The organism is Citrobacter sp. Cpo069, assembly GCF_030332785.1.
Lineage (GTDB): Bacteria > Pseudomonadota > Gammaproteobacteria > Enterobacterales > Enterobacteriaceae > Citrobacter > Citrobacter portucalensis.
Genome location: NZ_JAOWHD010000042.1, coordinates 119,058 through 145,071, shown reverse-complemented (window position 1 = coordinate 145,071; position 26,014 = coordinate 119,058). Strand labels below are relative to the sequence as shown.

At 52.1% G+C, this 26,014-nt stretch carries 26 protein-coding genes; 15 read left to right on the top strand and 11 right to left on the bottom strand.

The features are described from left to right. Window positions 1-8: 8 nt before the first annotated feature. A complete protein-coding gene (locus tag OGY08_RS05205) occupies window positions 9-1,994 on the bottom strand; it encodes a ligand-gated channel protein (RefSeq protein WP_103014201.1) in 1,986 nt (661 codons plus the stop codon). Window positions 1,995-2,273: 279 nt separating this feature from the next. After that, a complete protein-coding gene (gene fghA, locus OGY08_RS05200; RefSeq protein ID WP_008785267.1) occupies window positions 2,274-3,110 on the bottom strand; it encodes an S-formylglutathione hydrolase in 837 nt (278 codons plus the stop codon). Window positions 3,111-3,432: 322 nt separating this feature from the next. Between fghA and folE the strand changes: the two genes are divergently transcribed. The 6 genes from folE (at window position 3,433) to mglC (ending at window position 10,353) form a co-directional block, all read left to right on the top strand. Then, complete coding sequence (folE, locus tag OGY08_RS05195; protein ID WP_003027410.1) at window positions 3,433-4,101, top strand: GTP cyclohydrolase I FolE; 669 nt, start codon at window positions 3,433-3,435, stop codon at window positions 4,099-4,101. Between the two features lie 14 nt (window positions 4,102-4,115). Then, a complete protein-coding gene (gene yeiB, locus OGY08_RS05190; protein WP_241176560.1) occupies window positions 4,116-5,273 on the top strand; it encodes a DUF418 domain-containing protein YeiB in 1,158 nt (385 codons plus the stop codon). A 144-nt stretch (window positions 5,274-5,417) separates the two neighbouring features. After that, window positions 5,418-6,443 (top strand): HTH-type transcriptional regulator GalS, encoded by a 1,026-nt coding sequence (gene galS / locus OGY08_RS05185; protein WP_020996668.1) that lies wholly within the window; start codon window positions 5,418-5,420, stop codon window positions 6,441-6,443. Window positions 6,444-6,736: 293 nt separating this feature from the next. Next, entirely contained in the window at window positions 6,737-7,735 is a 999-nt protein-coding gene (gene mglB, locus OGY08_RS05180; RefSeq protein ID WP_003027399.1) for a galactose/glucose ABC transporter substrate-binding protein MglB, read from the top strand. A gap of 71 nt (window positions 7,736-7,806) precedes the next feature. Continuing rightward, entirely contained in the window at window positions 7,807-9,327 is a 1,521-nt protein-coding gene (gene mglA / locus OGY08_RS05175; RefSeq protein WP_003027396.1) for a galactose/methyl galactoside ABC transporter ATP-binding protein MglA, read from the top strand. Window positions 9,328-9,342: 15 nt separating this feature from the next. After that, on the top strand, window positions 9,343-10,353 hold the full coding sequence (mglC, locus tag OGY08_RS05170; RefSeq protein WP_003027393.1) for a galactose/methyl galactoside ABC transporter permease MglC: 1,011 nt from the start codon (window positions 9,343-9,345) through the stop codon (window positions 10,351-10,353). A 51-nt stretch (window positions 10,354-10,404) separates the two neighbouring features. Here the strand turns inward: mglC and OGY08_RS05165 are convergent, their stop codons facing one another. From OGY08_RS05165 to OGY08_RS05140, 6 genes are all read right to left on the bottom strand, one after another. Beyond that, complete coding sequence (locus OGY08_RS05165) at window positions 10,405-10,644, bottom strand: DUF2542 family protein (protein WP_003834502.1); 240 nt, start codon at window positions 10,642-10,644, stop codon at window positions 10,405-10,407. Window positions 10,645-10,646: 2 nt separating this feature from the next. After that, the gene (gene sanA, locus OGY08_RS05160; RefSeq protein ID WP_003027383.1) at window positions 10,647-11,366 is read right to left on the bottom strand and encodes an outer membrane permeability protein SanA; all 720 of its coding nucleotides are present in this window, start codon (window positions 11,364-11,366) and stop codon (window positions 10,647-10,649) included. Between the two features lie 163 nt (window positions 11,367-11,529). Continuing rightward, on the bottom strand, window positions 11,530-12,414 hold the full coding sequence (gene cdd, locus OGY08_RS05155; RefSeq protein ID WP_125362678.1) for a cytidine deaminase: 885 nt from the start codon (window positions 12,412-12,414) through the stop codon (window positions 11,530-11,532). 148 nt (window positions 12,415-12,562) lie between these two features. After that, a complete protein-coding gene (locus tag OGY08_RS05150) occupies window positions 12,563-13,258 on the bottom strand; it encodes a CidB/LrgB family autolysis modulator (RefSeq protein ID WP_003027380.1) in 696 nt (231 codons plus the stop codon). Further along, window positions 13,255-13,659, bottom strand: coding sequence for a CidA/LrgA family protein (locus tag OGY08_RS05145; protein ID WP_003834497.1), 405 nt, complete (start codon window positions 13,657-13,659; stop codon window positions 13,255-13,257). Before OGY08_RS05145 ends, OGY08_RS05150 begins: the two co-directional genes overlap by 4 nt. 131 nt (window positions 13,660-13,790) lie before the next feature. Beyond that, window positions 13,791-14,699 carry a LysR substrate-binding domain-containing protein gene (locus OGY08_RS05140; protein WP_032943992.1) on the bottom strand — a complete coding sequence of 303 codons (909 nt, stop codon included), beginning with the start codon at window positions 14,697-14,699 and terminating at the stop codon, window positions 13,791-13,793. A gap of 126 nt (window positions 14,700-14,825) precedes the next feature. On the opposite strand from OGY08_RS05140, the gene mhbT reads away from it, so the two are divergent. From mhbT to dusC, 6 genes are all read left to right on the top strand, one after another. Then, window positions 14,826-16,184, top strand: a complete 1,359-nt coding sequence (mhbT, locus tag OGY08_RS05135) for a 3-hydroxybenzoate transporter MhbT (RefSeq protein WP_008785261.1) — start codon at window positions 14,826-14,828, stop codon at window positions 16,182-16,184. 11 nt (window positions 16,185-16,195) lie between these two features. Continuing rightward, on the top strand, window positions 16,196-17,233 hold the full coding sequence (gene gtdA / locus OGY08_RS05130; RefSeq protein ID WP_048215915.1) for a gentisate 1,2-dioxygenase: 1,038 nt from the start codon (window positions 16,196-16,198) through the stop codon (window positions 17,231-17,233). A gap of 15 nt (window positions 17,234-17,248) precedes the next feature. Next, window positions 17,249-17,950 carry a fumarylacetoacetate hydrolase family protein gene (locus OGY08_RS05125; RefSeq protein ID WP_003845199.1) on the top strand — a complete coding sequence of 234 codons (702 nt, stop codon included), beginning with the start codon at window positions 17,249-17,251 and terminating at the stop codon, window positions 17,948-17,950. Window positions 17,951-17,958: 8 nt separating this feature from the next. Then, window positions 17,959-18,603: a maleylacetoacetate isomerase gene (maiA, locus tag OGY08_RS05120; RefSeq protein WP_100272122.1), complete on the top strand. Its 645-nt coding sequence runs from the start codon at window positions 17,959-17,961 to the stop codon at window positions 18,601-18,603. 14 nt (window positions 18,604-18,617) lie between these two features. Beyond that, window positions 18,618-19,811: a 3-hydroxybenzoate 6-monooxygenase gene (locus tag OGY08_RS05115; RefSeq protein WP_125362677.1), complete on the top strand. Its 1,194-nt coding sequence runs from the start codon at window positions 18,618-18,620 to the stop codon at window positions 19,809-19,811. Window positions 19,812-19,872: 61 nt separating this feature from the next. Next, window positions 19,873-20,817 (top strand): tRNA dihydrouridine(16) synthase DusC, encoded by a 945-nt coding sequence (gene dusC, locus OGY08_RS05110; RefSeq protein WP_048215919.1) that lies wholly within the window; start codon window positions 19,873-19,875, stop codon window positions 20,815-20,817. Window positions 20,818-20,920: 103 nt separating this feature from the next. On the opposite strand, the gene yohP is transcribed toward dusC, so the two are convergent. Together yohP and OGY08_RS05105 are read right to left on the bottom strand one after the other, a co-directional pair. Continuing rightward, complete coding sequence (yohP, locus tag OGY08_RS25280; protein WP_015572324.1) at window positions 20,921-21,004, bottom strand: small membrane protein YohP; 84 nt, start codon at window positions 21,002-21,004, stop codon at window positions 20,921-20,923. Between the two features lie 70 nt (window positions 21,005-21,074). Next, entirely contained in the window at window positions 21,075-21,809 is a 735-nt protein-coding gene (locus OGY08_RS05105; protein ID WP_125362676.1) for a class I SAM-dependent methyltransferase, read from the bottom strand. A 169-nt stretch (window positions 21,810-21,978) separates the two neighbouring features. Here OGY08_RS05105 and mdtQ point away from each other — a divergent pair, with 169 nt between their 5' ends. Further along, window positions 21,979-23,418, top strand: a complete 1,440-nt coding sequence (mdtQ, locus tag OGY08_RS05100) for a multidrug resistance outer membrane protein MdtQ (protein ID WP_048234918.1) — start codon at window positions 21,979-21,981, stop codon at window positions 23,416-23,418. A 37-nt stretch (window positions 23,419-23,455) separates the two neighbouring features. Here mdtQ and OGY08_RS05095 read toward each other — a convergent pair whose 3' ends face one another. Further along, entirely contained in the window at window positions 23,456-24,025 is a 570-nt protein-coding gene (locus tag OGY08_RS05095) for a DedA family protein (protein WP_003834476.1), read from the bottom strand. 240 nt (window positions 24,026-24,265) lie between these two features. Here OGY08_RS05095 and OGY08_RS05090 point away from each other — a divergent pair, with 240 nt between their 5' ends. Continuing rightward, window positions 24,266-24,853 (top strand): Yip1 family protein, encoded by a 588-nt coding sequence (locus tag OGY08_RS05090; RefSeq protein WP_003834475.1) that lies wholly within the window; start codon window positions 24,266-24,268, stop codon window positions 24,851-24,853. Between the two features lie 180 nt (window positions 24,854-25,033). After that, complete coding sequence (gene pbpG / locus OGY08_RS05085) at window positions 25,034-25,981, top strand: D-alanyl-D-alanine endopeptidase (RefSeq protein WP_048234922.1); 948 nt, start codon at window positions 25,034-25,036, stop codon at window positions 25,979-25,981. The last annotated feature ends 33 nt before the right edge of the window (window positions 25,982-26,014 follow it).

Sequence of the window (26,014 nt, the reverse complement as noted above, 5' to 3'; positions counted from 1 at the left end):
CGCCTAACTTAGAAGCTGTAAGTCATGCCAACCGTGTAACGACGTCCATCAAGGACGGTGTCGTAGGTATCGTAATCGATTTGTTTATCCAGCACGTTATACACGCCAGCGGTCATCAACAGATCCTTGGTAGCATAGTAACGTAAACCAACGTCGACCTGAGTATAGGACGGAGTGCCCTGTGCCATTGAGGTACGGCTCAGGTATTCAGACGTTTTCCCGCGCAGATTCAGACGGCTCCAGAAACCGAGATCCTGCGTAGCCTGCCAGTCCAGCGTCGTGTTAAACATATGCTTCGGCATTTTGTTCAACGGCTGGCCAGAGAACTGACCGCTTTTCTGCTCAGATTCCGTGTAGGTGTAGTTCGCGGTCCAGTTGACGTCGGAGGTTATTTTCCAGCCGAAGGTGGATTCTACGCCGCGCATATTGGCTTTATCGACGTTAACGCGATCGCTGACGAAGTCATAAGTAGTATTGCCGATGGTGCAGGCCGGATCGGAACTGCTGTTACAACGGCGAACTTCGGTGATTTTGTTTTTAAAGTCGGTATTGAACAGCGTAACGCCTGCGTTGAGGTCGTTGCCGTTATCCCACAGTAAACCGATCTCTTCGCTGAGGCTTTTCTCTGGCTTCAGATCCGGGTTGCCGACAATGATTCCGTTCAGACGGCCGCCGCCGGTGACCTGTCCCCAACTGGCAGAAGACTGGCGCAGATCCGGTGCGCGATAGCCCGCGGAAACGCCGCCTTTTAAGGTCCACTGATCGCTCAGATGCCATACGCCATAGCCGCGTGGCGTCCAGTTGTCACCGTAGTTTTCATCCTTATCCATACGCAGACCGCCGGTCAGCGTGAAGGTATCGGTTACGGCCCATTCATCTTCAGCAAACAGCGCCCAGCTCCAGCGGGTCAGTTTGTTCAGTCCATCAGCAGCTTGCAGCTGGTTGCCGTTATCGCGTAGTTTTTCATAACGGTATTGTCCACCCAACGTCAGGGTGTGCGCCCCAAGGAAGACCTGGTTCTGGTTATTGAAAATCGTGTTGTAGGACTTCATCTGGCGACCGGGGTTATCGGTTTCTTCCTGCTGGACATAGCTGGTGGAGTTGAAGTCGTCGTAATAACCGCTGTGGGTTATTGAGTACGTGGTGTGCACATACTTGTTTTCGCTTTTACTGTTGGGCTTACAGCTTCCGTTACGGCAGTTTTCCTCTGCCATGGATTTGCCTGGCGTACTGTCGCGATCCTGCAATTCACGTGCGTAATCGAAATCGATGTCGTTTTTATCATCTGGCGTAAAGTTCAGGGTTAATCCCCCGCTACGCATACGCTGTTCATTGTAGCCATTTACGATTTCATCTTCCGCGCGGTGGGAGAATAATCCGGTCACCTTCGCGCCAAGTAATCCGTCAATCAGTGGTCCAGACGCATAGGCGTTGGTCTGGTAAATATCGCCGGAGTCTCTGTCTTCCTGGAAAGTGGCATCGCCGTGCAAAGAGCCGGTCCAGGCTTTAGTATTCGACACTTTTTTGGTGATGACGTTAATGACGCCGCCCATCGCATCGGAGCCGTAGAGGGATGACATCGGGCCGCGGATTACCTCGATACGCTCGATGGATTCCAGCGGCGGCAGCCAACCTTGCTCAATACCTGAGTTGTCGCTGTTAGGACGTGTACCGCGGGTGCTGATGCGTTTACCGTTGACCAGGAAGAGTGTGTATTGCGAAGCCATACCGCGAATACTGATATCGCTACTGCTCCCCCCGCCAGTGACGACGACGCCAGGGACATCTTTTAGCGCATCGGTGACATCTCGATAGGCTTTGTCCTCAATCTGCTGCTTGGTAATAACAGATATTGAAGCCGGAGCATCCTGAATTTTCTGCTCGAAACCGGTAGCGGTAACGACCACGGTGTCTTGTTCAGCGGCATGGCCGAGTGATGGGAGGCAGGCGACGCATACTGCGGCAGCTACAGCCTTAACGTGAGGTATAGTCATTTGTATCATTCCATTTAAATGAATCAAACTGCGCGTCATGTGAAAGGCCATGACAATTGTATGTATTTGTCTTTTAAGGACTCTTTTCAGTAAAGAAGCGGGGGGATTGTACAAAAGTATGAATATTTGTAAACACAAATGATAATAGAAATCATTTGTGTTTGATATGGTTTTGAGTGAAATGCTTTTTTAATCAATAAGATAGTGGGGGAAGAAAAAAGGAGAAAAAGTGAAGGAATGATGGAGAAATGAAGAGGGCTTCCGCCCTCAACTCAGGAATTACTTCAGCAAATACTGGGCGTGGAAGCGCAGGTGATCCTCAATAAACGACGCAATAAAGTAATAGCTGTGGTCGTAACCAGGCTGGATGCGTAGCGTCATTGGCCATGCGGTCTGACGGGCAGTTTCGGCCAGTACCGCGGGCTGCAACTGATCGGCAAGAAACTGATCGCTGTCTCCCTGATCGATTAACGTCGGGATCGCGTCTGCGGGTTTGCTGGCCAGCATTAACGCGCAGCTATCCCACTCTGCCCACTGTGTTTTATCTTCGCCCAGATAAGCGCTAAACGCCTTCTCACCCCACGGAACGCGACAAGGGTTGACGATCGGCGCAAAGGCGGAAACGCTGGTGTATCTCCCGGGATTTTTCAGCGCCATAATCAATGCGCCGTGGCCGCCCATGGAGTGTCCGCTGATGGCGCAGCGATCGCTGACGTTAAACTGCGACTGAATCAGTGCCGGAAGCTCATCACGCAAATAGTCATACATACGAAAATGCGTTGCCCACGGCTGCTGGGTGGCATTGAGGTAAAATCCGGCCCCTTGACCTAAATCGTAGCCATCATCGTTGGCAACCTGCTCGCCGCGCGGGCTGGTGTCCGGCATCACGAGAACAATACCCAGCTCAGCTGCAATGCGCTGCGCGCCTGCTTTGGTGGTGAAGTTTTCATCATTACAGGTCAGGCCCGACAGCCAGTACAGCACCGGAGGCGCGGCGTTATCACGGGGTGGTGGAAGAAAAATACTGAAGGTCATGGCGCAATTTAACGTGGCGGAGTCGTGACGCCAGCGTTGCTGCCAGCCTTCAAAACAGCGGTGCTCTTCAAGCATTTCCATGCGTGGCTCCTTGTTGTGTTGAACCTGAATGTGTTTGCGAACTCATCATAATACAGATTATTCATAGCACTGTGAGTAACTTTCACTTCCGCATTGAGCAAACATACTTCATCATCTATATAACTTTACATTAACACTCGACGTCACCGGGCTGAACGACAAGTGAAATCAGCAACGCTGAAAGGCTGTGCCAATTTCAATAATTATCACGGTGAATACTGGATTATGTGCGCCGCCTCACGCACAATGTTCTGGCTGTGACACAGCCTAAAAACTTTGCCCCATGCAGGGCAGAGGCGCCCCACCTGCAGGAGAAGAAGAAATGTCATCACTCAGTAAAGAAGCGGCACTGGTTCATGAAGCGCTGGTTGCGCGTGGTCTCGAAACCCCGCTGCGCCCGCCCGTGCAAGAGATGGATAACGAAACACGCAAACGTCTTATCTCTGGCCATATGACCGAGATTATGCAATTGCTCAATCTCGATTTGAGCGATGACAGTCTGATGGAAACTCCGCATCGCATTGCGAAAATGTATGTCGATGAGATTTTCTCCGGCCTCGATTACGCCAACTTCCCGAAAATCACCGTCATTGAAAACAAAATGAAGGTGGACGAGATGGTCACGGTTCGTGATATCACGCTGACCAGCACCTGCGAACACCACTTTGTCACTATCGATGGCAAAGCGACGGTGGCGTATATTCCGAAAGATTCGGTCATTGGTCTGTCGAAGATTAACCGCATTGTGCAGTTCTTTGCGCAACGTCCGCAGGTACAGGAACGTCTGACTCAGCAAATTCTCACCGCGCTGCAAACGCTGCTCGGGACGAATAATGTGGCGGTATCGATTGATGCGGTGCATTACTGTGTGAAAGCGCGCGGCATTCGCGATGCGACCAGTGCGACCACCACCACTTCTCTTGGCGGATTGTTTAAGTCCAGCCAGAACACGCGTCAGGAATTTCTGCGCGCAGTACGTCATCACAACTGATTAGGGCAGGAACCATGGAGCGTAATGTCACGCTGGATTTTATTCGTGGCGTCGCCATTCTTGGTATCCTGCTTCTCAATATTAGCGCCTTTGGCTTGCCAAAGGCTGCATACCTCAACCCCGCGTGGTATGGCAACATCACCTTATCCGACGCCTGGACCTGGGCGCTGCTCGATCTCTTCGCGCAGGTAAAATTCCTCACGCTGTTTGCGCTACTGTTCGGTGCCGGTCTGCAAATGCTGCTCCCGCGTGGTAAACGCTGGATCCAGTCGCGGCTTACGTTGCTGGTGCTGTTGGGTTTTATTCACGGTTTACTCTTCTGGGATGGCGATATCCTGCTGGCATATGGCTTGATCGGCCTGATTTGTTGGCGGCTGATCCGGGATGCGCCGTCGGTAAAAAGCTTATTTAACACCGGTGTGCTGCTGTATCTGGTGGGCGTTGGCGTACTGCTGCTGCTGGGAGTGATCTCCGGGAGCGAAACCAGCCGCGCCTGGACACCGGATGCTTCAGCGCTGCTGTATGAAAAATACTGGAAAGTGAACGGCGGAATGGAAGCAATCAGCAATCGCGTGGATATGATGTCCAATAGCTTGCTGGCGTTAGGCGCGCAATATGGCTGGCAACTGGCGGGGATGATGCTGCTCGGCGCAGCATTAATGCGTAGCGGCTGGTTAAAAGGGCAGTACAGCTTACAGCATTACCGACGCACCGGTACGCTGCTGGTTATTATCGGCATGGCGATTAACCTGCCTGCTATCGTCGCCCAGTGGCAACTGGACTGGTCCTACCGCTGGTGTGCCTTCCTGTTACAAGCCCCGCGAGAGCTGGGGGCGCCTTTGCAAACCATTGGTTATGCTGCGCTGATGTTTGGTTTCTGGCCGCAGCTTAGTCGCTTCAAATGGGTCATTGCTATCGCCTGTGTGGGGCGCATGGCATTAACCAACTATCTGTTACAAACCTTAATCTGCACCACGTTGTTTTATCAGGCCGGTTTATTTATGAAATTTGACCGGCTGGAGCTGCTGTTTTTCGTCATCCCGGTCTGGGCGATTAACTTACTTTTCTCTGTCATATGGCTGCGTTTTTACCGCCAGGGCCCGGTGGAATGGCTGTGGCGTCAATTAACCCTGCGTGCTGCGGGGACATCATTACCGCGAACATCCAGATAACGATCTGGATCACATTCATTAACAAAATGGATGTAAGCGCTTTCATTCCTGTGACATCACTCACGCAGTCCGTTTCATTGTGCTGACAAAATACCCAGCCTGGGGTGTCTGCGGGCAGCCGCAATCTAAAACAGGGCAGTGAATATGGTAACCATTCGTGATGTGGCACGGCAGTCTGGCGTTTCTGTAGCGACCGTTTCCCGCGTACTGAACAACAGTGCGCTGGTGAGTCCCGATACGCGTGAAGCGGTAATGAAGGCAGTCACTCAGCTTGGCTATCGACCTAATGCCAACGCACAAGCGCTGGCGACGCAGGTTAGCGACACGATTGGTGTTGTCGTCATGGATGTATCAGATGCGTTTTTTGGCGCGCTGGTAAAAGCCGTGGATATGGTTGCCCAGCAGCATCAGAAGTATGTCCTGATTGGCAACAGCTACCATGAGGCGGAAAAAGAACGTCATGCCATTGAGGTGTTGATTCGCCAACGTTGTAACGCGCTGATTGTACACTCTAAAGCACTGAGCGATCGGGAACTGGCCGAGTTTATGGATCAAATCCCCGGCATGGTACTGATCAACCGCCTTGTTCCGGGTTATGCTCACCGTTGCGTATGCCTGGATAACATCAGCGGTGCCAAAATGGCTACCCGAATGCTGCTAAATAATGGTCATCAACGCATAGGTTATCTGGCATCAAGCCACCGTATTGAAGATGACGCCATGCGCAAAGAAGGGTGGTTAACTGCCCTGCAAGAGCAGGGGATTGTTGCAGCAGAAAGCTGGGTCGGCACCGGTTCGCCCGATATGCAGGGCGGAGAGTCCGCGATGGTGGAATTGCTGGGGCGTAACTTACAACTGACGGCGGTCTTCGCTTATAACGACAATATGGCAGCCGGCGCGCTGACCGCGCTAAAAGATAACGGCATCGCTATTCCATTACACCTTTCTATCATTGGCTTCGATGATATTCCCATCGCGCGTTACACCGATCCGCAGCTAACCACTGTGCGCTATCCCATTGCCTCAATGGCAAAAATGGCGACGGAGCTTGCGCTACAGGGGGCGGCTGGCACGTTGGATCCGCAGGCGTCGCATTGTTTTATGCCAACGCTGGTGCGTCGTCATTCAGTCGCGCTGCGGCAGAATGCGGCACCGATCACTAACTCATAACGTTGCGCGATGTAACCGCTTTCAATATGTGAGTAAATTCACAGTATATTAACAATGCGATAGCTATGATGACACTGTTTGTTGCGCTGTAACTACTATGTAACGGTGAATAATCACTTTCATCGAGGTATAGGTGCCTTAAACAAAAATTAAAGCCTGTTTTTGGAGCGTTGCCAGACACGGAAGAAATATTTTTTAAAAGTGAGCTTCGGCGTTCAGTAACACTTCAGTAACGTTCTGCCTGCCGAGCATTTATCTCAAGTACTACCCTGCATAATAAAACCGGAGATACCATGAATAAGAAGGTGTTGACCCTGTCTGCTGTAATGGCAAGCATGTTATTCGGCGCGGCTGCGCACGCTGCTGATACCCGCATTGGTGTGACTATCTATAAGTATGACGATAACTTTATGTCTGTAGTACGTAAGGCTATTGAAAAAGATGCCAAAGCGGCACCAGATGTACAGCTGCTGATGAACGACTCGCAGAACGACCAGTCCAAACAAAACGATCAGATCGACGTGCTGCTGGCAAAAGGCGTTAAAGCACTGGCGATTAACCTGGTTGACCCGGCAGCTGCTGGCACGGTCATTGAAAAAGCACGCGGACAGAACGTACCGATCGTATTCTTCAACAAAGAACCTTCTCGTAAAGCGCTGGACAGCTATGACAAAGCGTATTACGTCGGTACCGACTCTAAAGAGTCCGGCATTATTCAGGGTGATTTGATTGCCAAACACTGGGCAGCTAACCCGAACTGGGACCTGAACAAAGACGGCAAAATTCAGTTTGTTCTGCTGAAAGGCGAACCGGGACACCCGGATGCTGAAGCACGTACCACTTACGTGATTAAAGAGCTGAACGACAAAGGCATTAAAACTGAGCAGCTGCAGTTAGATACTGCAATGTGGGATACCGCTCAGGCGAAAGATAAGATGGATGCGTGGATGTCTGGTCCAAACGCGAACAAAATTGAAGTGGTTATCGCTAACAACGATGCGATGGCAATGGGTGCAGTTGAAGCGCTGAAAGCGCACAACAAAACCAGCGTACCAGTATTTGGTGTGGATGCGCTGCCTGAAGCGCTGGCTCTGGTGAAATCTGGCGCCATGGCCGGTACCGTCCTGAACGATGCCAACAACCAGGCGAAAGCCACCTTCGATCTGGCGAAAAACCTGGCTGACGGCAAAGGTGCGGCAGATGGCACTAACTGGAAAATTGAGAACAAGATTGTTCGCGTTCCGTACGTAGGTGTCGATAAAGATAATCTGGCAGAGTTCACCAACAAATAAATACTCCGTATGTGGGCGCAATTTCATTGCGCCCTTAATAACGCACTCTGCAAGGCCAACAAGGTATAATTATGGTCAGCACACATACTCAGTCGTCAGGCGAATACTTGTTGGAAATGACCGGCATCAACAAGTCCTTCCCCGGCGTTAAGGCGCTTGATAATGTCAATTTAAAAGTCCGCCCGCATTCTATTCACGCCCTAATGGGAGAGAATGGAGCGGGGAAATCAACATTATTGAAATGTCTTTTCGGCATCTATCAAAAAGATTCCGGCAGTATTTTATTTCAGGGTAAAGAAATCGATTTTCATTCTGCGAAAGAAGCGCTCGAAAATGGTATTTCGATGGTACACCAGGAATTAAACCTGGTATTACAACGTTCTGTGATGGACAACATGTGGCTGGGACGCTATCCCACCAAAGGCATGTTTGTCGATCAGGAAAAAATGTACCGCGATACCAAAGCGATATTTGATGAACTGGATATTGATATCGATCCGCGTGCGCGTGTCGGCACATTATCCGTTTCACAAATGCAGATGATTGAAATTGCGAAAGCATTCTCCTATGACGCCAAAATCGTCATCATGGATGAGCCAACTTCATCGTTAACCGAAAAAGAAGTTAACCATCTGTTCACCATCATCCGTAAGCTGAAAGAGCGTGGATGCGGTATTGTTTATATCTCTCACAAAATGGAAGAAATCTTCCAGCTGTGCGATGAAATTACCGTTCTGCGCGATGGCCAGTGGATTGCGACCCAGCCGCTGGAAGGGCTGGATATGGATAAGATCATCGCCATGATGGTTGGACGTTCACTGAATCAACGTTTTCCGGATAAAGAAAACAAACCTGGTGAAGTCATTCTGCAAGTGCGTAACCTGACCTCGCTGCGCCAGCCGTCGATTCGTGATATCTCGTTTGATTTGCACAAAGGGGAGATTCTTGGGATTGCAGGTCTGGTAGGCGCAAAACGCACGGATATCGTTGAAACGCTTTTTGGTATTCGTGAGAAATCATCAGGTACGATTACGCTACACGGCAAAAAAATTAATAACCACAGTGCAAATGAAGCCATCAACCATGGTTTTGCACTGGTCACGGAAGAGCGCCGCTCAACCGGTATTTATGCGTATCTGGACATTGGTTTTAACTCGTTAATCTCCAATATCCAAAACTATAAAAACAAAGTTGGTCTGTTGGATAATTCCCGCATGAAGAGTGATACCCAGTGGGTAATTGACTCTATGAGGGTAAAAACACCGGGTCATCGCACGCAAATCGGTTCACTTTCTGGCGGTAATCAGCAAAAGGTGGTTATTGGTCGTTGGTTATTAACCCAGCCAGAAATTCTGATGCTGGATGAACCGACACGTGGAATCGATGTTGGCGCGAAATTTGAAATTTATCAGTTGATTGCCGAACTCGCGAAAAAGGATAAGGGGATTATTATTATTTCCTCTGAAATGCCGGAGCTGCTGGGTATTACCGATCGTATTCTGGTGATGAGCAATGGTCTCGTTGCTGGAATTGTTGACACTAAAACAACAACGCAAAACGAAATCCTCCGTCTTGCGTCTTTGCACCTTTAAGATTAGGGGCTCCTCATGAGTGCGTTAAATAAGAAAAGTTTTCTTACTTACCTGAAAGAAGGCGGAATTTACGTTGTTCTTTTGGTTTTGCTGGCGATTATTATTTTCCAGGATCCCACTTTCTTAAGCTTACTGAACCTGAGTAATATTCTCACGCAATCCTCGGTGCGTATTATTATCGCATTGGGTGTGGCTGGACTGATTGTTACCCAAGGGACCGACCTGTCGGCGGGGCGTCAGGTTGGCCTGGCGGCAGTGGTGGCGGCAACTCTGTTGCAGTCGATGGAGAATGCCAACAAGGTGTTCCCGGAAATGGCGACGATGCCGATCATTGTAGTGGTGCTGATTGTCTGCGTGATTGGCGCCATTATCGGTCTGGTGAACGGTATTATCATTGCTTATCTGAACGTAACGCCGTTTATTACCACACTGGGTACGATGATTATCGTTTACGGGATCAACTCCCTGTACTACGACTTCGTCGGTGCATCGCCAATTTCTGGCTTTGACAGTGGATTCTCAACCTTTGCGCAGGGCTTTATTGCACTGGGCAGTTTCCGACTCTCCTACATCACTTTCTATGCGCTGATTGCGGTGGCTTTTGTGTGGGTGCTGTGGAACAAGACCCGCTTCGGTAAAAACATTTTCGCCATCGGCGGAAACCCGGAAGCTGCGAAAGTGTCCGGTGTAAACGTTGCGCTGAACCTGCTGATTATCTATGCGTTGTCTGGCGTGTTCTATGCCTTCGGTGGTTTGCTGGAAGCAGGGCGTATCGGCTCAGCGACCAACAACCTCGGCTTTATGTATGAGCTGGATGCGATTGCGGCGTGCGTGGTTGGCGGCGTGTCGTTCAGCGGCGGGGTAGGTACCGTGTTTGGCGTAGTGACCGGTGTGATCATCTTCACCGTCATCAACTACGGTTTGACCTACATCGGCGTGAACCCTTACTGGCAGTATATTATCAAAGGCGGCATTATCATCTTCGCGGTCGCGCTGGACTCACTGAAGTACGCGCGTAAGAAGTAATCTGGGAAGAGAAAAATAAAACCGGTGCAGAGGCATTCTGCATCGGTTTTTTTATTTGATAAAGAGTAACCAGATACCAGTGAACAGTGCACCAATGGCCATACCGAAATAGACGATGATATAGCTCCAGTAAGTGCTGGGTTCTTTAGCGCGAGAAATGATCATTGGCGTCTGCGAACCTTTCACTGTTTTCTCGACGATACCGGAACGCAGTCCCTTCAGGCCTTCTCTGCACGTCCAGAGAACAATCATCAGTACGCCAATGACGATAAAGATCGTTTTTCCTTCCATGCTTATTTTCCTTGTTTCTTTTGTAATTCGAGTAATTGTTCAGGCGTGACCGCCGGATACCCCTGCGCATCGTCCGGTACCTGATGCATGGTAGGGATGGGCACCAGCGGTCCTAAAAAACGGGGCTCACGTTTGAAAATGTAGAGATCGGCGAGTGCGCCAAAACGCGCGCCAAATTCACGTACCCGCACGGTGAGCATATCTTTTGGCGAAGGTACGGCGTAGCACTGGGCCTGGATACCCATATGCAGCGCAATAAACAAGGCGCGCTCACAGTGGAATCGCTGGGTAATAATGATGAAATCGTTGGTATCGAACACCTTGCGGGTACGCACGATGGAGTCAAGCGTCCGAAACCCGGCGTAATCAAGCACGATGTCAGCGGGATCGACGCCTGCGGCAATCAGATCCTTACGCATCGTCATGGGTTCGTTGTAGCTTTGCTGGGCATTGTCGCCGCTTAACAGCAGATAGTTTACCTTCCCGCTGTTATAGGCGTTCAATGCGCCCTGAATGCGGTAGCGGTAATACTGATTGATGACGCCGGTGCGGTAATACTTCGCCGTGCCCAGAACCACACCGACCTGGCGGTAGGGTAAATCCTGCAGTTCGTCGTAAATGTAGGGAGCAGTCTTCCAGCTCATCCAGCGATCGAGTCCAAGCACAGTCAAAAGCAGCAAGCCTAACAGGACTAACAGGCTGTAAAACACGCGCTTTAACATGCAGAAAACTCGTTATTTGGATGGAATTTCAATCAGGCTACTGTACCGGAAGACGTAGCGCAAGAAACAGCAGTCTGATTGAGGGGATTTTAGGCATTCTGCATAGTGCCGGATGGCGGTGTAAACACCTTATCCGGCCTACGAACTGGCGTTATTGAGTCGATTAACCCAGGAGAACGCGCTCATTATTATTGCAGCCCAGTGCTTTCAGCGTGGCGGAGGTCGCATCCCACTGAATCAACGGCGCGTCGGCTTTTTCAGCCAGCACGGCGCGTTGGATATCTGGATAATCATAACCGTTCAGATTCAACAGGTTTAACGCGCCTTGCAGCGGTGGCAGGGTCGGGTTAAAGGCGGCATTTTCAGCATAGCTGCCGCTAAAAATACGGCCATCTTTACACTCCAGCGCCACGCCGCTTGGGGATTTGCTGTACGGCATATGACATCTGTTGGCAGCAGTGATTGCCGCTTGGGTCAACGCATCGCCCTGCAGCGCGAAGCCGTGATCCTGATCGTCCATCAGCAGCGTTTTAATCTCCAGATCTTTCGGGCCGAAGGCATCTGGCAGGTAATCACGCAGCATGTGTGGCGCACGTCCCGGCAGATGAATCCGTAAATCCAGTCCGCTGTTCAGTTCGTTCATAAACTGGCGACAGTGGCCGCACGGCGTGTAGTTGACGGTGATGGCGGCGAGCCCTTTTTCACCGCGCAGCCAGGCATGGCTGATAGCGCTTTGCTCGGCATGAACAGTTTGCTGCATGGTCGCGCCCAGGAACTCCATGTTCCCACCGAAGTACCAGTTGCCGCTGATGCCGCGAGAAATTGCCCCAACGTTGAAGTTGGACAGCGGAGTACGTGCGCAGGCCGCAGCCAGCGGCAGCAGAGCGAATGCCAGCGCGTCTTCGTCCAGTCCCGATTCGCGTTTTAGCAAAGAGACCTGCTCAGCAGTCAGCATGGCGGGGAAATGTGCATCCGCCAGAACAGGGGCCAGGGCTGATTGCAAGTTATCCGCGAGTTGGGCAAAAGCAGTTTGAAAACGTGGATGCATGGCGATGCCTCATAACAATGTAATGGAATCGTAGTTTACGGGCCTGTTATGGCTTTATATGTGATCCAAATCTCATTGTGTGTGCAACTTATGAAACTTAAATGAAAAATGTGCAACGCATCGCAAATAAATAGCTAAAAAATGAAGATTAACCCACCACTGCCAGAATAATCGGGAACAGGAACGGGGCTACCAGCGAGGTAATAATGCCGCAAATGACCAGCGCCAGTGAGCTAAACGCACCTTCCTGATAGTCCAGTTCCGCACAGCGTGCGGTGCCCAGGGCGTGCGACGCGGTGCCCATTGCCAGCCCACGAGCGGCCTTAGTGCGAATACGCATGGCATTGAGTAACGTATGTCCAAATACCGCCCCGAGAATGCCGACAAAAATGACGCATACGGCGCTGATCGCCGGAATACCGCCAATACTGCCTCCCACGGCCATAGCGATAGGTGTAGTGACCGATTTTGGCATGATAGACGCAGCAATTTGCGGTGATGCGCCCATCAACAAGGCGATTGTTGTACCTGTTACCATCGCCACAACGCTCCCGGCAAAACAGATAGCAATGATTGATTTCCAGCGGGCGCGAATCTGATGCAACTGTTCGTATAACGGATAGGCCAGCGCGACCACGGCAGGTTGCAGCAAATCGTTCAGCACTTCGCTGCCTTTGAAATAGTGATCGTAGGGAATACCTGTCAGCAGCAGAATGGGAATAATTACCACCATGGCGACCAGCAGAGGGTTCAGCAAAGGCATTTTAAAGCGAGCTGCCAGCTTACGTGCGCCAAAAAATACCGCCAGCGTAAGAGGTAATGACCACCAGATATACGACATCATTTTTTTGCTTTAGCCTCTTTTTGCCCAACGATTTTGCGCTCACCGTGCACAATGTGCGAGCTCCAGCTCACCACCAGGAAAACGACCAGCGTACTGATGGTACAAGACACCACCACCGGACCAAATTGCGCGCGCAGCAGGTCAAAGTACTGCATGATCCCCACGCCAATCGGGACAAACAACAGGGCCATATAGCGAATCAGCACGTAGCAGCCGGGGTTAACCCATTTTGCCGGTAACACCTGCAAAGCCAGTAAAACAAACAGAATCAGCATGCCGATAATGCTGCCCGGAATGGTGATAGGGAGTAGCGATGCAAGAAAAATACCTGCATAGAGGCAGGCATAAATCAGGACGAATGCGCGCAAATATTGCCAGATAACGTTCAGTGCTTTGCTCATAGTTGAAACCCTTGACGAGACTCATTCATCATACAATTAAACTTAAAAACGTGCTACCGATCACATCATGAATTCTAAGCATAGAGGAAATAGATATCTGGAACATCGGGCGATGGCCCTAACTCTCCGCGCTAAACTTGTGCCAGGTAGTACAGAAAACGATTCAGGGCGGTAGTAGGCGTTTCGTTGTTGCGCCAGAATACGCCGACGCTGCCTTTTTGTTCAATCTTCGGCAGATTCAGGATAGCCAGTTGTCCCTGGGCGGCATACCGTTGTGCCAGCCGTAGAGAAAGAATAGAGATCATGTCGCTACTTTGCAGCAGGTTGGTACTGACGTTGATTGATGCCGATTCAATGATGTTTTCCGGCAACATTACGCCGTTATCAACCAGCGCGTTATCAATGCTTATCCGGATAGGGGTTCCTGTCGGCCAGACAATCCAGCGCCAGTTCGCCAGATCGTGCCAGGTGAGCAGGGGTAATTTTGCCAGGGGATGATCGGGGCGGGCGACGAAACAGACCGGCTCGGTATACAGCACTTGATAATTGAGCGGCAACTGAAGCGCCCGACCGCCGACGCGACCGACGACGACATCCACCGAACCCGCGAGCAGATCGTGCAGTAGCGGGGTCATCACTTTCTCTTCAATATTAAGATGCAGGGTTGGCAGTTCTGTGAGCAAACCCAGTATTGCCTGTGAAACACAGTCGGTCGCTACCGGCGAACAGCCAATCTTCAGACTCCCTACAAGTCCGCCTTGCTTAAAACGGGCGATTTCATACTGCGAACGCTCCATATCATTGATCAGGCGTTGGGCATGTTGCAGTAGCAACTTGCCGCCTTCGGAAGGGCGCAAGCCTTTACTGTGACGTTCAAAGAGCGTGATGCCAATCTCATCTTCGAGCTGTGATAACCATTTCGACAATGCGGGCTGGGTGATATTCATCATCCGGGCGACGTGCGTCAGATTTCCCTGTTCGCCCAGCGCGATAAGCGTTTGCAGGTGTTGCAACTTCAGTTTCTGAGCCCAGTTTGCCATTTGCTATAACCTCCAGGTTATGCCTCTGCATGAAAAGCCATTGTACATTTCATCTCCAAACATACAAAGTCGCAACATACCTAAAACAAAACAGACATCTACTCTACCTGCACTGAGGCATTCACTATGACTCAACAACGTGATCTACAAGCACTGATCGATTCCGCCCCCGTCGGTAAGACCCAGTGGCGCGTTATCATCTGCTGTTTTCTGGTTGTCATGCTCGACGGATTTGATACCGCGGCGATTGGTTTTATCGCACCCGATATTCGCACTCACTGGCAGCTGACTGCTGGCGATCTGGCACCGCTGTTTGGTGCAGGTCTGCTGGGGCTGACCGCTGGCGCGCTGCTCTGTGGCCCACTGTCCGACCGTTTTGGCCGCAAACGGGTGATAGAACTCTGCGTGGCGCTGTTCGGTGCACTGAGCCTGCTCTCGGCTTTTTCACCCGATCTGCAAACGCTGGTTATTTTGCGCTTTCTTACCGGCTTAGGGCTGGGCGGGGCAATGCCGAATACCATTACTATGACCTCGGAATACCTGCCCGCGCGTCGGCGTGGCGCACTGGTCACCATGATGTTCTGTGGCTTTACTCTGGGATCGGCAATGGGCGGTATCGTCAGCGCACAGCTGGTGCCGGTGATTGGTTGGCACGGCATTCTGGTGCTGGGAGGCGTTCTACCGCTAATGCTGTTTGTTGCTCTGCTGTTTGCGCTACCGGAATCCCCGCGCTGGCAGGTTCGTCGTCAGTTGCCGCAAAACGTGATTGCCAGAACCGTTAGCGCCATCACCCGGGAACGTTATGACAATACCCATTTTTATCTCAACGAAGGTGCCGCGATAGCTAAAGGCAGCATTCGCCAGCTGTTCGTTGGGCGACAGCTGCCTATTACTCTGATGCTATGGGTAGTGTTCTTTATGAGCCTGCTGATTATTTATCTGCTCTCCAGCTGGATGCCAACGCTGCTTAACCATCGTGGAATTGATCTGCAGCATGCCTCCTGGGTAACTGCCGCCTTCCAGATTGGAGGAACGCTGGGGGCACTGGCGCTGGGTGTGCTGATGGACAAATATAACCCTTTCCGCGTGCTGGCCGTGAGTTATGCGCTGGGCGCAGTGTGCATCGTCATGATTGGCCTGAGCGAAAACGGTCTGTGGCTGATGGCACTGGCTATTTTTGGCACCGGCATCGGCATCAGCGGTTCTCAGGTTGGTCTTAATGCGTTAACCGCTACGCTTTATCCGACACAAAGCCGGGCGACGGGCGTCAGCTGGTCTAATGCAGTGGGGCGCTGCGGCGCGATTGTCGGCTCGCTTTCCGGCGGGGTGATGATGGCGATGAATTTCTCATTCGATAACCTGTTTTTCATTATTGCCGTCCCGGCGGCCATCAGCGCGGTAATGCTTACGCTGCTGACGGTTGTTATCCGCCAGTCGGCCTCTGCCTCAAATACTCTGCCACGCGCAGGTGTTGTGAATGAATAAGGAGAATCCCTATGTCTGAACTGAATCAGGACGTTAAGAACAGCCGTCAGCAGTTTTACCAGCATATTTCCGGGCAGAATCTGACCCCGCTGTGGGAGTCGCTGCACCGCCTGGTGCCGCCAACACCGAACGCACATTGCGCGCCTGCGTACTGGAACTATCAGGAGATCCGCCCGCTGCTGCTGGAAAGTGGCGATCTGATTGGCGCGAAAGAGGCGATTCGCCGCGTGCTGGTGCTGGAAAACCCAATGCTGCGTGGACAGTCTTCAATCACCCCAACGCTGTACGCGGGATTGCAGTTAATTATGCCGGGCGAGGTTGCGCCGAGTCATCGTCATAATCAGTCTGCACTGCGCTTTATTGTCGAAGGGAAAGGCGCATTTACCGCCGTGGATGGTGAGCGCACCCAAATGCATGAAGGCGATTTTATTCTGACGCCGCAGTGGCGCTGGCACGATCACGGCAACCCGGGCAGTGAACCGGTGGTGTGGCTGGACGGTCTGGACCTGCCGTTGGTGAACCTGCTGGGCTGTGGCTTTGCGGAAGACTACCCGGAAGATCAGCAGCCGGTCACGCGCAAGGAAGGGGATTACTTACCGCGCTACGCGGCCAATATGCTGCCGCTGCGTCATCAGAAAGGTAACTCATCGCCGATTTTTAACTATCGCTACGATCGCAGCCGTGAAGCACTGCATGACCTGACCCGCATGGGCGACGCCGATGAGTGGGACGGTTACAAGATGCGTTACGTCAACCCGGTAACCGGCGGTTATCCCATGCCTTCGATGGGAACCTTCCTGCAACTGTTGCCGCAGGGCTTTTCCTCACGGATGGCGCGTACCACCGACAGCACTATCTACCACGTGGTGGAAGGAAGTGGGCAGGTCACCATCGGCAACGAAACCTTCAACTTTTCGCCAAAAGATATCTTTGTGGTGCCGACCTGGCACGGCGTGTCTTTCCAGACCCGCGAAGATACCGTCTTATTCAGTTTTTCGGACAGACCGGTTCAGGAAGCACTGGGGTTGTTCCGCGAAGCACGCTATTAATTTGGGAGAGAGAAAATGACGCAATACGTATTTGAACCACAAGCGCCTGTTACCGTTCCGGTTGTTGGCTGTGATGAACAATTTCCTGTGCGCCGTGTTTACTGTGTGGGCCGTAACTATGCCGCTCATGCGCGTGAAATGGGCTTTGATCCGGATCGTGAACCACCGTTCTTCTTCTGTAAACCTGCCGATGCGGTAGTCCCGGTGGCGGCTGGTCAGATCCTCGAACTGCCGTACCCATCGCAGACCGATAACTATCACTATGAGATAGAGCTGGTGGTGGCGATAGGTAAAAAGGGCAGCGATATACCGCTGGAAAAAGCGCACGAATATATCTGGGGCTATGCCACCGGTCTGGATATGACTCGCCGTGACCGGCAGATGGAGATGCGCCAGATGGGGCGTCCGTGGGAAATCGGCAAAGCGTTTGATCTCTCTGCGCCCATCGCGCCGCTGCATAAAGCCAGCGAAAGTGTGGATGTTAACCATGCGCCAATCTGGTTGCAGGTCAACGGCGACGATCATCAGCGGAGCGATATTCGCCACCTCATCTGGTCTGTGAATGAAACCATCAGCTATCTGTCTGGTTTCTTCGAACTGCAGCCGGGCGATCTGATCTACACCGGTACCCCAGAAGGCGTGGGGGCGGTAGTGAAAGGGGATGTGATCACCGGAAACGTAGACGGTTTAACCCCCATCGCCGTGAAGATTGTCTGAGGTGGATGATGAAGCTGTACAGTTTCTTTAATAGCTCGGCGTCATATCGGGTGCGCATTGCGCTGGCGCTGAAGGGGCTGGATTACCAGACGGTGGGCGTCAACATTCGCATCGGTCAGCAGAACGAACTGGCCTACAGACGGATGAACCCGGTGGGACTGGTGCCGACTCTGGTGACCGATGACGGAGATTCACTTGGGCAGTCGCTGGCAATAATTGACTGGCTGGATAGCCACTTTCCGCAGTCGCCGCTGCTGCCTGCTGACTTTCCGATGCGCAGTAAGGTGCTGGAAATAGTCTATGCCATCGCCTGTGATATCCACCCGGTGAATAACATGCGGGTACTGCGCTACCTGAGCGAAGAGTTAAAGGTCAGTGAAGAAGATAAAAAACGCTGGTATGCACACTGGATCCAGCAAGGGTTAAGCGCGGTGGAACAGATGCTGCGCCAGAGCCATTCGGGGACGTTCTGCGTGGGTGATGCGCCAACGCTGGCGGATTGCTGTCTGATCCCACAGTGGGCGAACGCGTTACGTATGGGCTGCGATCTGAGCGGATATCCGCGCTGTAAGGCGGTATATGATGTCTGTACTCAGCTTCCGGCGTTTATCGCAGCCGCGCCCGAGAATCAACAAGATAAAATTCCAGCCTGATAAGGAGAACGACAATGGCTAAAGTGACACGCGCAATTATCGTGGGTGGCGGGATTGGCGGCGCGGCGACCGCGCTATCGCTGGCCCGTCAGGGCATTAAAGTGATGTTGCTGGAGAAAGCGCACGAGATTGGTGAAATTGGCGCGGGTATTCAGCTCGGGCCGAATGCATTCTCTGCTCTGGACAGCCTTGGCGTGGGGGAAATCGCCCGCCAGCGCGCCGTTTTTACCGACCACATCACGATGATGGATGCGGTAAATGCGAAAGAGGTGGTCCGCATTGAAACCGGCCAGGCGTTCCGCGATCACTTTGGCGGTCCTTATGCGGTTATCCATCGGGTTGATATTCACGCCAGCGTTTGGGAAGCGGCGCTGGTGCATCCTAACGTTGAGTATCGCACTTCAACTAACGTGGTTGATATCCGCCAGACAGAGAATGACGTGACGGTATTTGACGAGCACGGCAACAGCTGGACGGCGGATATTTTGGTGGGCTGTGACGGTGTAAAATCGGTCGTTCGTCAGTCTCTGATTGGCGATGCGCCACGGGTTACCGGACACGTGGTCTATCGCGCCGTGATTGATTGCGATGATATGCCGGAGGATTTACGCATTAACGCACCGGTGCTGTGGGCCGGACCACACTGTCACCTGGTGCACTATCCGCTGCGCGGCGGTAAGCAATATAACCTGGTGGTGACCTTCCACAGTCGTCAGCAGGAAGAGTGGGGCGTGAAGGATGGCAGCAAAGAGGAAGTGCTCTCCTATTTTGCGGGTATTCATCCGCGCCCGCGTCAGATGCTGGATAAACCGACGTCATGGCGGCGCTGGTCCACCGCCGACCGCGAGCCGGTAGAAAAATGGGGAACCGACCGCATCACGCTGGTGGGGGATGCCGCTCACCCGGTGGCGCAATATATGGCGCAGGGTGCCTGTATGGCGTTGGAAGACGCGGTAACGCTCGGTAAAGCGCTACAGCAGTGTGATGGCGATGCGGCTGATGCCTTTGCGCTGTATGAGTCGGTGCGTATTCCTCGTACCGCACGCATCGTCTGGTCAACGCGTGAAATGGGCCGTGTCTACCACGCCGCAGGCGTCGAGCGTCAGGTACGTAATCTGCTGTGGAAAGACAAATCGCAGGCGGAGTTTTATCGCGGTATGGAATGGCTGTACGGTTGGAAAGAAGATAACTGTCTGTTGCCGCGCTGAGCCTCTTTAATCTCCCGAACGGAGGCGCTACCATAGCGCCTCTTTTTTTGCGGGTGACGATATGCGTGTTTTACTGGCGCCGATGGAAGGCGTGCTCGACTCACTGGTGCGCGAGCTGCTGACTGAAGTGAATGATTACGATCTGTGCATCACCGAGTTTGTGCGCGTGGTGGATCAGCTCCTGCCGGCAAAAGTATTTCATCGACTCTGCCCGGAACTGCATAACAACAGCCGGACGCCATCCGGCACGTTGGTTCGCATTCAGCTGTTAGGACAGTATCCGCAGTGGCTGGCGGAGAATGCCGCACGAGCGGTAGAACTGGGCTCGTACGGTGTCGATCTAAACTGTGGCTGTCCATCGAAGCTGGTGAACGGTAGCGGCGGTGGCGCAACATTATTGAAAGATCCTGAGCTTATCTACCGGGGCGCAAAAGCTATGCGCGAGGCGGTCCCGGCTCATCTTCCGGTGACGGTGAAAGTTCGTCTGGGCTGGGACAACAGCGACCGGCAGTTTGAAATTGCCGATGCCGTCCAGCAGGCTGGTGCCAGCGAACTGGCGGTGCATGGCCGAACCAAAGAGCAGGGCTACAAGGCGGAACATATCAACTGGCAGGCGATTGGCGAGATCCGTCAGCGGCTGTCCATTCCGGTTATTGCGAATGGCGAAATCTGGGACTGGCAGAGCGCCCAGGATTGTATGGCCATCAGCGGATGCGATGCGGTGATGATCGGACGTGGCGCATTAAATATTCCGAACCTGAGCCGCGTGGTGAAATACAACGAGCCGCGTATGCCGTGGCCTGAAGTCGTGACGCTGTTGCAAAAATATACCCGCCTTGAAAAGCAGGGGGACACCGGGCTGTATCATGTAGCGCGGATTAAGCAGTGGTTAGGGTATTTGCGCAAAGAATATTCAGAGGCAACAGAACTGTTTCAGGAAATTCGTGCGTTAAATAATTCGCCGGATATCGCACGTGCGATTCAGGCTATCGAGATTACTGCCTGATCTCAGTTCCAGTAGGCCGGATAAGGCGTTTACGCCGCCATCCGGCATCAGAGAGAAGAATAGCCTGAGATTTCTGCTATCAGGCCTAGGCGAAATGACGACATCAGAAAATCATCTTAAACACGCCTGTTACCACCAATAGCCCAATCAGAAAAATAATCAGAATTACCCACAGCAGAATTTTCATTAACTTTCCTTTTTTTGGTAAGTTCAGATTGAGTATAGGAAAGTATCAATCATTCTGCCTGGAGGCGTTGTTATGCAGGTTTACGTGCGCTGAGCAGAAACACCATCGGCCGCTCCTTTTCTTCATCTAAAGCCGGGTTTTCAGCAATCTGTTGCGCGGACGGTCCCCATTCATCGACACAGACGATCTCGAATCCGGCGGCAATCAGCGCATTAATCCAGGTCGCCAGCTTACGGTGCTGTTTTTTGACGCCTTCAGCAAACCAGTTACTGATGCGCTCACCTTCCTGCTGATAATGATTAACCGGCCAGGACAGCTGCCCAGTTTTATCTTTTATCCAACCCTGACTAAGCGGTGCGGTATAAATTGGATGCTCGGCAGAGAAAACTAACATACCGCCTGGTGTTAATGACTGGTAAATGGTTACGAATAATCGTTCTATATCGTGCAAATAGTGCAGGGCAAGCGAGCTATAAACCAGGTCAAAAGAATTTGGGGACAGGGTTAGCGTTTCGAGATCTTCACGCTGATAAACGATGCCATTACCCTGCGTCATACTGTGTGCCTGGGTTAACATTTTTTGTGAAATATCCAGTCCCATTACGCTGGCTGCCTGATTATCGCGCGCGTAGCGGCAAAACCAACCATATCCACAGCCCAAATCAAGAATGTTTTTGCCTTGAAGAGAGGGGAGCATCGCTTGTATTGTCGGCCATTCTGGCGCGCCGTCGAGTCCCTTTACTGAACGATCCAGCGTGGCATATCCGGCAAAGAACTCAGGATCGTCATAGATATTCTGTGACATAACATCTCCATCCATTAATTATTAAAATTATTTAATCTATATTATTCACGAGGTGTATATTTTTCTGATTATATATTTTTATTGCCAAAGATGTATTGCCACGCGTAACTAAAAAAGCAACAGCGACAAGTCGTAATCTCTGCACATCTTTTCTTACCTGTATATCTCCATGAATCGTAATTCTGTGTTTGTCACGACGGCATTGTTGCCGCTTTTTGTTCTGATGTCTGGCTGCGCGCCGATGCATGATGACCGCCAGTCTCTGTCACAGCAGACGCCTGCCGCAAATGTCGATACCACATTGCCTGCCGCGTTAAAAAATGGCTGGCCGGACAGCCAGTGGTGGAAGGCATATCACGACCCCCAGCTTAATGCGTTGATTGACAGCACGTTACGAAATTCTCCTGATATGCAGGTCGCGGAACAGCGCATTCAACTGGCGGAGGCGCAGGCTAAGGCCGTGGAAGCGCAGGATGGCCCGGAGATCGACTTCTCCGCAGACGTTGAGCGTCAGAGAATGTCAGCTGAGGGGCTGATGGGACCTTTCGCCATAACCGATCCCGCAGCAGGAACCACGGGGCCGTGGTACACCAACGGTACTTTTGGTTTAACCGCCGGCTGGAATCTGGATCTGTGGGGTAAGAATCGGGCCGAAGTGACTGCGCGTATAGGAGCCGTTAAGGCGCGTGAGGCTGAGCGCGAGCAAACCCGGCAGCTGCTGGCGAGCGGTGTCTCCCGTCTTTACTGGGAATGGCAGACGCAGGCGGCGCTGAAAACCGTGCTGACGCAAATCGAAAGCGAGCAGCAAAATGTGATTACCGTCGATCGTCAACTGTATCAAAACGGCCTCACTTCTTCGGTGGAAGGCGTCGAAACCGATATCGATTCCAGCAAAACAGAGCAGCAGCTGAATGATGTCAGCGGTAAAATGAAGGTGATTGAGGCGCGCCTAAGCGCGTTGAGCAACTCGCAGTCCGTTGCCCTGAAGCTCCATTCGACCAAACTACCCGTGGTTGAAAGTCAGCTTCCGTCCCAGCTAGGTTATTCGCTGCTGGCCCGTCGACCAGATTTGCAGGCAGCACACTGGTACATTGAGTCATCGCTGAGCAGTATTGATGCGGCGAAAGCGGCGTTTTATCCCGATGTGAATCTGATGGCATTTTTACAACAGGATGCGTTACATCTGAGTGACCTGTTCCGCCATTCCGCGCAGCAAATGGGCGTAACCGCCGGGCTGACGCTGCCTATCTTTGACAGTGGCAGGCTGAATGCGAATCTCGATATTACGAAAGCGCAAAGTAACCTGACGGTGGCGAATTACAACAAAGCTGTGGTGGATGCGGTGAATGACGTGGCACGTGCGGCATCGCAGGTAGAAACACTGGCGCAGAAAAATCAGCATCAGCAGCAGATTGAACATGACGCTCAGCGCGTAGTGGGGCTGGCACAGGCGCGCTTTAATGCGGGTATTATTGCGGGCTCCAGGGTCAGCGAGGCAAAGATCCCGGCATTACGTGAGCAGTGCAACGGTCTGCTTTTGCAAGGCCAGTGGCTGGATGCTTCAATCCAGTTGACCAGCGCGCTGGGCGGCGGTTATCACGCATCCTGATCGTTCGGCCCGACGGTGTTCCGCTGTCGGGCCATCTTCATTGCGCTTTACGCGTGCTTCGGCGTTTCATCCACCAGCGGACGCCCGCGACTATCCCGATAACCAGCACCAGCCAGATGCCATGCTTGATATGCTGGTCAAGGCTATGCAGCCACGGCGCGATCACTTCACCACCGACGTAGCCGAGGGTGGTAAATAGCAACGCCCAGACAAACGCGCCAAGAATATTCAGCGGTAAAAATATCTTCGGCGGCAGGTGACTGGCGCCAATCAGTAAGGGACCAATAACGCGAAAGCCGTACATAAAGCGCGTACCGACCACAAACAGGTAAGGACGCCGTTGGATCATTTTCTGCGCATAATGAATTTTCGCCTGATGGCGCGAGAAACGACGCAGAATTTTGCCGCCAAAACGACGTCCGAGTAAATAAAGCAACTGATCGCCAATCATCCCACCCAGCGCGACCGAGAGCACCACCAGCGGGAATTTCAGGACTCCCTGATGCGCCACGACGCCGCCTAACAGGGTAATGGTTTCACCTTCCGCCAGGCTGCCGATGATTAACGCAGCATAGCCGTACTGCGCAACATAATGCGTTATATCCATACGTTGTATGACCTCCACTGGTCATAGCATACACCCTATGAATACTTGATGCCGGAAAAGACGCATAGTAGCGCTTAACGTCGTTCAGTTCCCTAATGCCTGATGGCGCTTCGCTTATCAGGCCTACGGCTTACACACTTTTTACCCGGCGCTTCGGTATTTTTCATGTGTACATAAAATAATCAAAAGCTGAATTATACTTGAAGTGTTGAGGTCCGGAGCTGACAAGAAGGGGGCGGTATGAACCATGTCTGGGGGCTGTTTTCCCATCCCGATCGTGAAATGCACGTGATCAACAGCGAAAACGAAAGTGTTTCGCATCACTATACCCACCATGTACTGCTGATGGCGGCAATCCCGGTTGTTTGCGCATTTATCGGTACCACGCAAATCGGCTGGAATTTTGGCGATGGCAATATCCTGAAGTTATCTCTGTTGACCGGATTTGCGATGGCAATTCTGTTTTACGGGGTGATGCTGGCAGGCGTCGCCGTCATGGGCCGGGTTATCTGGTGGATGGCACGTAATTACCCGCAGCGCCCATCGTTGGCGCATTGCATGGTGTTTGCCGGATATGTCGCGACGCCGCTGTTTTTAAGCGGATTGGTCGCACTTTATCCGCTGGTCTGGCTGTGCGCATTGGTGGGGACCATTGCGCTGTTTTACACCGGTTATTTACTCTATCTCGGCATTCCGACGTTCCTGAATATCTCTAAAGAGGAAGGCCTGAGCTTTTCCAGTTCGACGCTGGCGATCGGTGTGCTGGTGCTGGAAGTTCTGCTGGCGATTACGGTAATCCTGTGGGGTTACGGCTATCGGTTATTCTGACGGATAAACCTGTCTGCGCTGCGTTGTTGACGTAAAAGTCAGCAACGCAGCATTTCGAGACGATTCTCCTGTGGCGGCAAACCTGCCGGATCGCTATGATGCCTGAGCTAGCTTGAGATAATACTTAGTCTCTGGCGGTGTGCGTTGTGACGTGCGTGAACCATTATCAGAAATCTCATCATGCTGAAATTCCGAGTTTCATTATTAAGCCTTGCCCTGGTGCTGGCCGTTCCTTTTGCACCCCAAGCCGTGGCTAAAACGGCAACTACCGCAGCAGCTTCTCAGCCTGAGATAGCGTCCGGTAGCGCGATGATTGTTGATCTGAATACCAACAAAGTTATCTATTCGAACCACCCGGACCTTGTGCGTCCGATTGCGTCGATTACCAAATTAATGACCGCGATGGTAGTGCTTGATGCGCGACTGCCGTTGGATGAGAAGCTGAAAGTTGATATCAGCCAGACGCCGGAAATGAAAGGCATCTACTCTCGTGTGCGACTGAACAGTGAAATTAGCCGTAAAGACATGCTGCTGCTGGCGCTGATGTCATCAGAAAACCGTGCGGCGGCGAGCCTGGCGCATCATTACCCTGGCGGTTATAACGCGTTTATTAAGGCCATGAATGCCAAAGCGAAAGCGCTCGGCATGACTCAGACACGCTTTGTTGAACCAACCGGCTTATCGATTCATAACGTCTCGACCGCTCGTGATTTAACCAAGCTGCTGATCGCCAGCAAGCAGTATCCGCTGATTGGCCAGTTAAGCACCACGCGTGAAGATATGGCGACCTTTGCCAACCCGGCTTATACGCTGCCATTCCGTAACACCAACCATCTGGTATACCGCGATAACTGGAATATTCAGTTAACCAAAACCGGGTTTACCAATGCGGCAGGCCACTGTCTGGTGATGCGCACCGTGATCAATAACAAACCGGTGGCGCTGGTGGTGATGGATGCGTTCGGTAAATATACCCACTTTGCCGATGCCAGCCGTTTACGTACCTGGATCGAAACGGGCAAGGTGATGCCGGTTCCGGCAGCGGCGCTGAGCTATAAAAAGCAAAAAGCGGCGCAGATGGCAGCGGCGGGTTCAGCGACGAGCGAGCAAACTGCACAGAACGATTAAATAAGACACCTCATCCGGCATACACATAGCTAA

What these genes read in the sequence shown, in the direction of transcription:
- mdtQ (WP_048234918.1), top strand. Translation starts at nt 21,979, where the DNA reads ATGAATCGTAATTCTGTGTTTGTCACGACGGCATTGTTGCCGCTTTTT.
- OGY08_RS05145 (WP_003834497.1), bottom strand. Translation starts at nt 13,659, where the DNA reads ATGAGCAAAGCACTGAACGTTATCTGGCAATATTTGCGCGCATTCGTC.
- gtdA (WP_048215915.1), top strand. Translation starts at nt 16,196, where the DNA reads ATGTCTGAACTGAATCAGGACGTTAAGAACAGCCGTCAGCAGTTTTAC.
- mglA (WP_003027396.1), top strand. Translation starts at nt 7,807, where the DNA reads ATGGTCAGCACACATACTCAGTCGTCAGGCGAATACTTGTTGGAAATG.
- OGY08_RS05090 (WP_003834475.1), top strand. Translation starts at nt 24,266, where the DNA reads ATGAACCATGTCTGGGGGCTGTTTTCCCATCCCGATCGTGAAATGCAC.
- fghA (WP_008785267.1), bottom strand. Translation starts at nt 3,110, where the DNA reads ATGGAAATGCTTGAAGAGCACCGCTGTTTTGAAGGCTGGCAGCAACGC.
- galS (WP_020996668.1), top strand. Translation starts at nt 5,418, where the DNA reads ATGGTAACCATTCGTGATGTGGCACGGCAGTCTGGCGTTTCTGTAGCG.
- mglB (WP_003027399.1), top strand. Translation starts at nt 6,737, where the DNA reads ATGAATAAGAAGGTGTTGACCCTGTCTGCTGTAATGGCAAGCATGTTA.
- yeiB (WP_241176560.1), top strand. Translation starts at nt 4,116, where the DNA reads ATGGAGCGTAATGTCACGCTGGATTTTATTCGTGGCGTCGCCATTCTT.
- dusC (WP_048215919.1), top strand. Translation starts at nt 19,873, where the DNA reads ATGCGTGTTTTACTGGCGCCGATGGAAGGCGTGCTCGACTCACTGGTG.
- cdd (WP_125362678.1), bottom strand. Translation starts at nt 12,414, where the DNA reads ATGCATCCACGTTTTCAAACTGCTTTTGCCCAACTCGCGGATAACTTG.
- OGY08_RS05095 (WP_003834476.1), bottom strand. Translation starts at nt 24,025, where the DNA reads ATGGATATAACGCATTATGTTGCGCAGTACGGCTATGCTGCGTTAATC.
- mhbT (WP_008785261.1), top strand. Translation starts at nt 14,826, where the DNA reads ATGACTCAACAACGTGATCTACAAGCACTGATCGATTCCGCCCCCGTC.
- OGY08_RS05140 (WP_032943992.1), bottom strand. Translation starts at nt 14,699, where the DNA reads ATGGCAAACTGGGCTCAGAAACTGAAGTTGCAACACCTGCAAACGCTT.
- OGY08_RS05150 (WP_003027380.1), bottom strand. Translation starts at nt 13,258, where the DNA reads ATGATGTCGTATATCTGGTGGTCATTACCTCTTACGCTGGCGGTATTT.
- folE (WP_003027410.1), top strand. Translation starts at nt 3,433, where the DNA reads ATGTCATCACTCAGTAAAGAAGCGGCACTGGTTCATGAAGCGCTGGTT.
- OGY08_RS05115 (WP_125362677.1), top strand. Translation starts at nt 18,618, where the DNA reads ATGGCTAAAGTGACACGCGCAATTATCGTGGGTGGCGGGATTGGCGGC.
- OGY08_RS05205 (WP_103014201.1), bottom strand. Translation starts at nt 1,994, where the DNA reads ATGACTATACCTCACGTTAAGGCTGTAGCTGCCGCAGTATGCGTCGCC.
- yohP (WP_015572324.1), bottom strand. Translation starts at nt 21,004, where the DNA reads ATGAAAATTCTGCTGTGGGTAATTCTGATTATTTTTCTGATTGGGCTA.
- maiA (WP_100272122.1), top strand. Translation starts at nt 17,959, where the DNA reads ATGAAGCTGTACAGTTTCTTTAATAGCTCGGCGTCATATCGGGTGCGC.
- pbpG (WP_048234922.1), top strand. Translation starts at nt 25,034, where the DNA reads ATGCTGAAATTCCGAGTTTCATTATTAAGCCTTGCCCTGGTGCTGGCC.
- mglC (WP_003027393.1), top strand. Translation starts at nt 9,343, where the DNA reads ATGAGTGCGTTAAATAAGAAAAGTTTTCTTACTTACCTGAAAGAAGGC.
- OGY08_RS05125 (WP_003845199.1), top strand. Translation starts at nt 17,249, where the DNA reads ATGACGCAATACGTATTTGAACCACAAGCGCCTGTTACCGTTCCGGTT.
- OGY08_RS05105 (WP_125362676.1), bottom strand. Translation starts at nt 21,809, where the DNA reads ATGTCACAGAATATCTATGACGATCCTGAGTTCTTTGCCGGATATGCC.
- sanA (WP_003027383.1), bottom strand. Translation starts at nt 11,366, where the DNA reads ATGTTAAAGCGCGTGTTTTACAGCCTGTTAGTCCTGTTAGGCTTGCTG.
- OGY08_RS05165 (WP_003834502.1), bottom strand. Translation starts at nt 10,644, where the DNA reads ATGGAAGGAAAAACGATCTTTATCGTCATTGGCGTACTGATGATTGTT.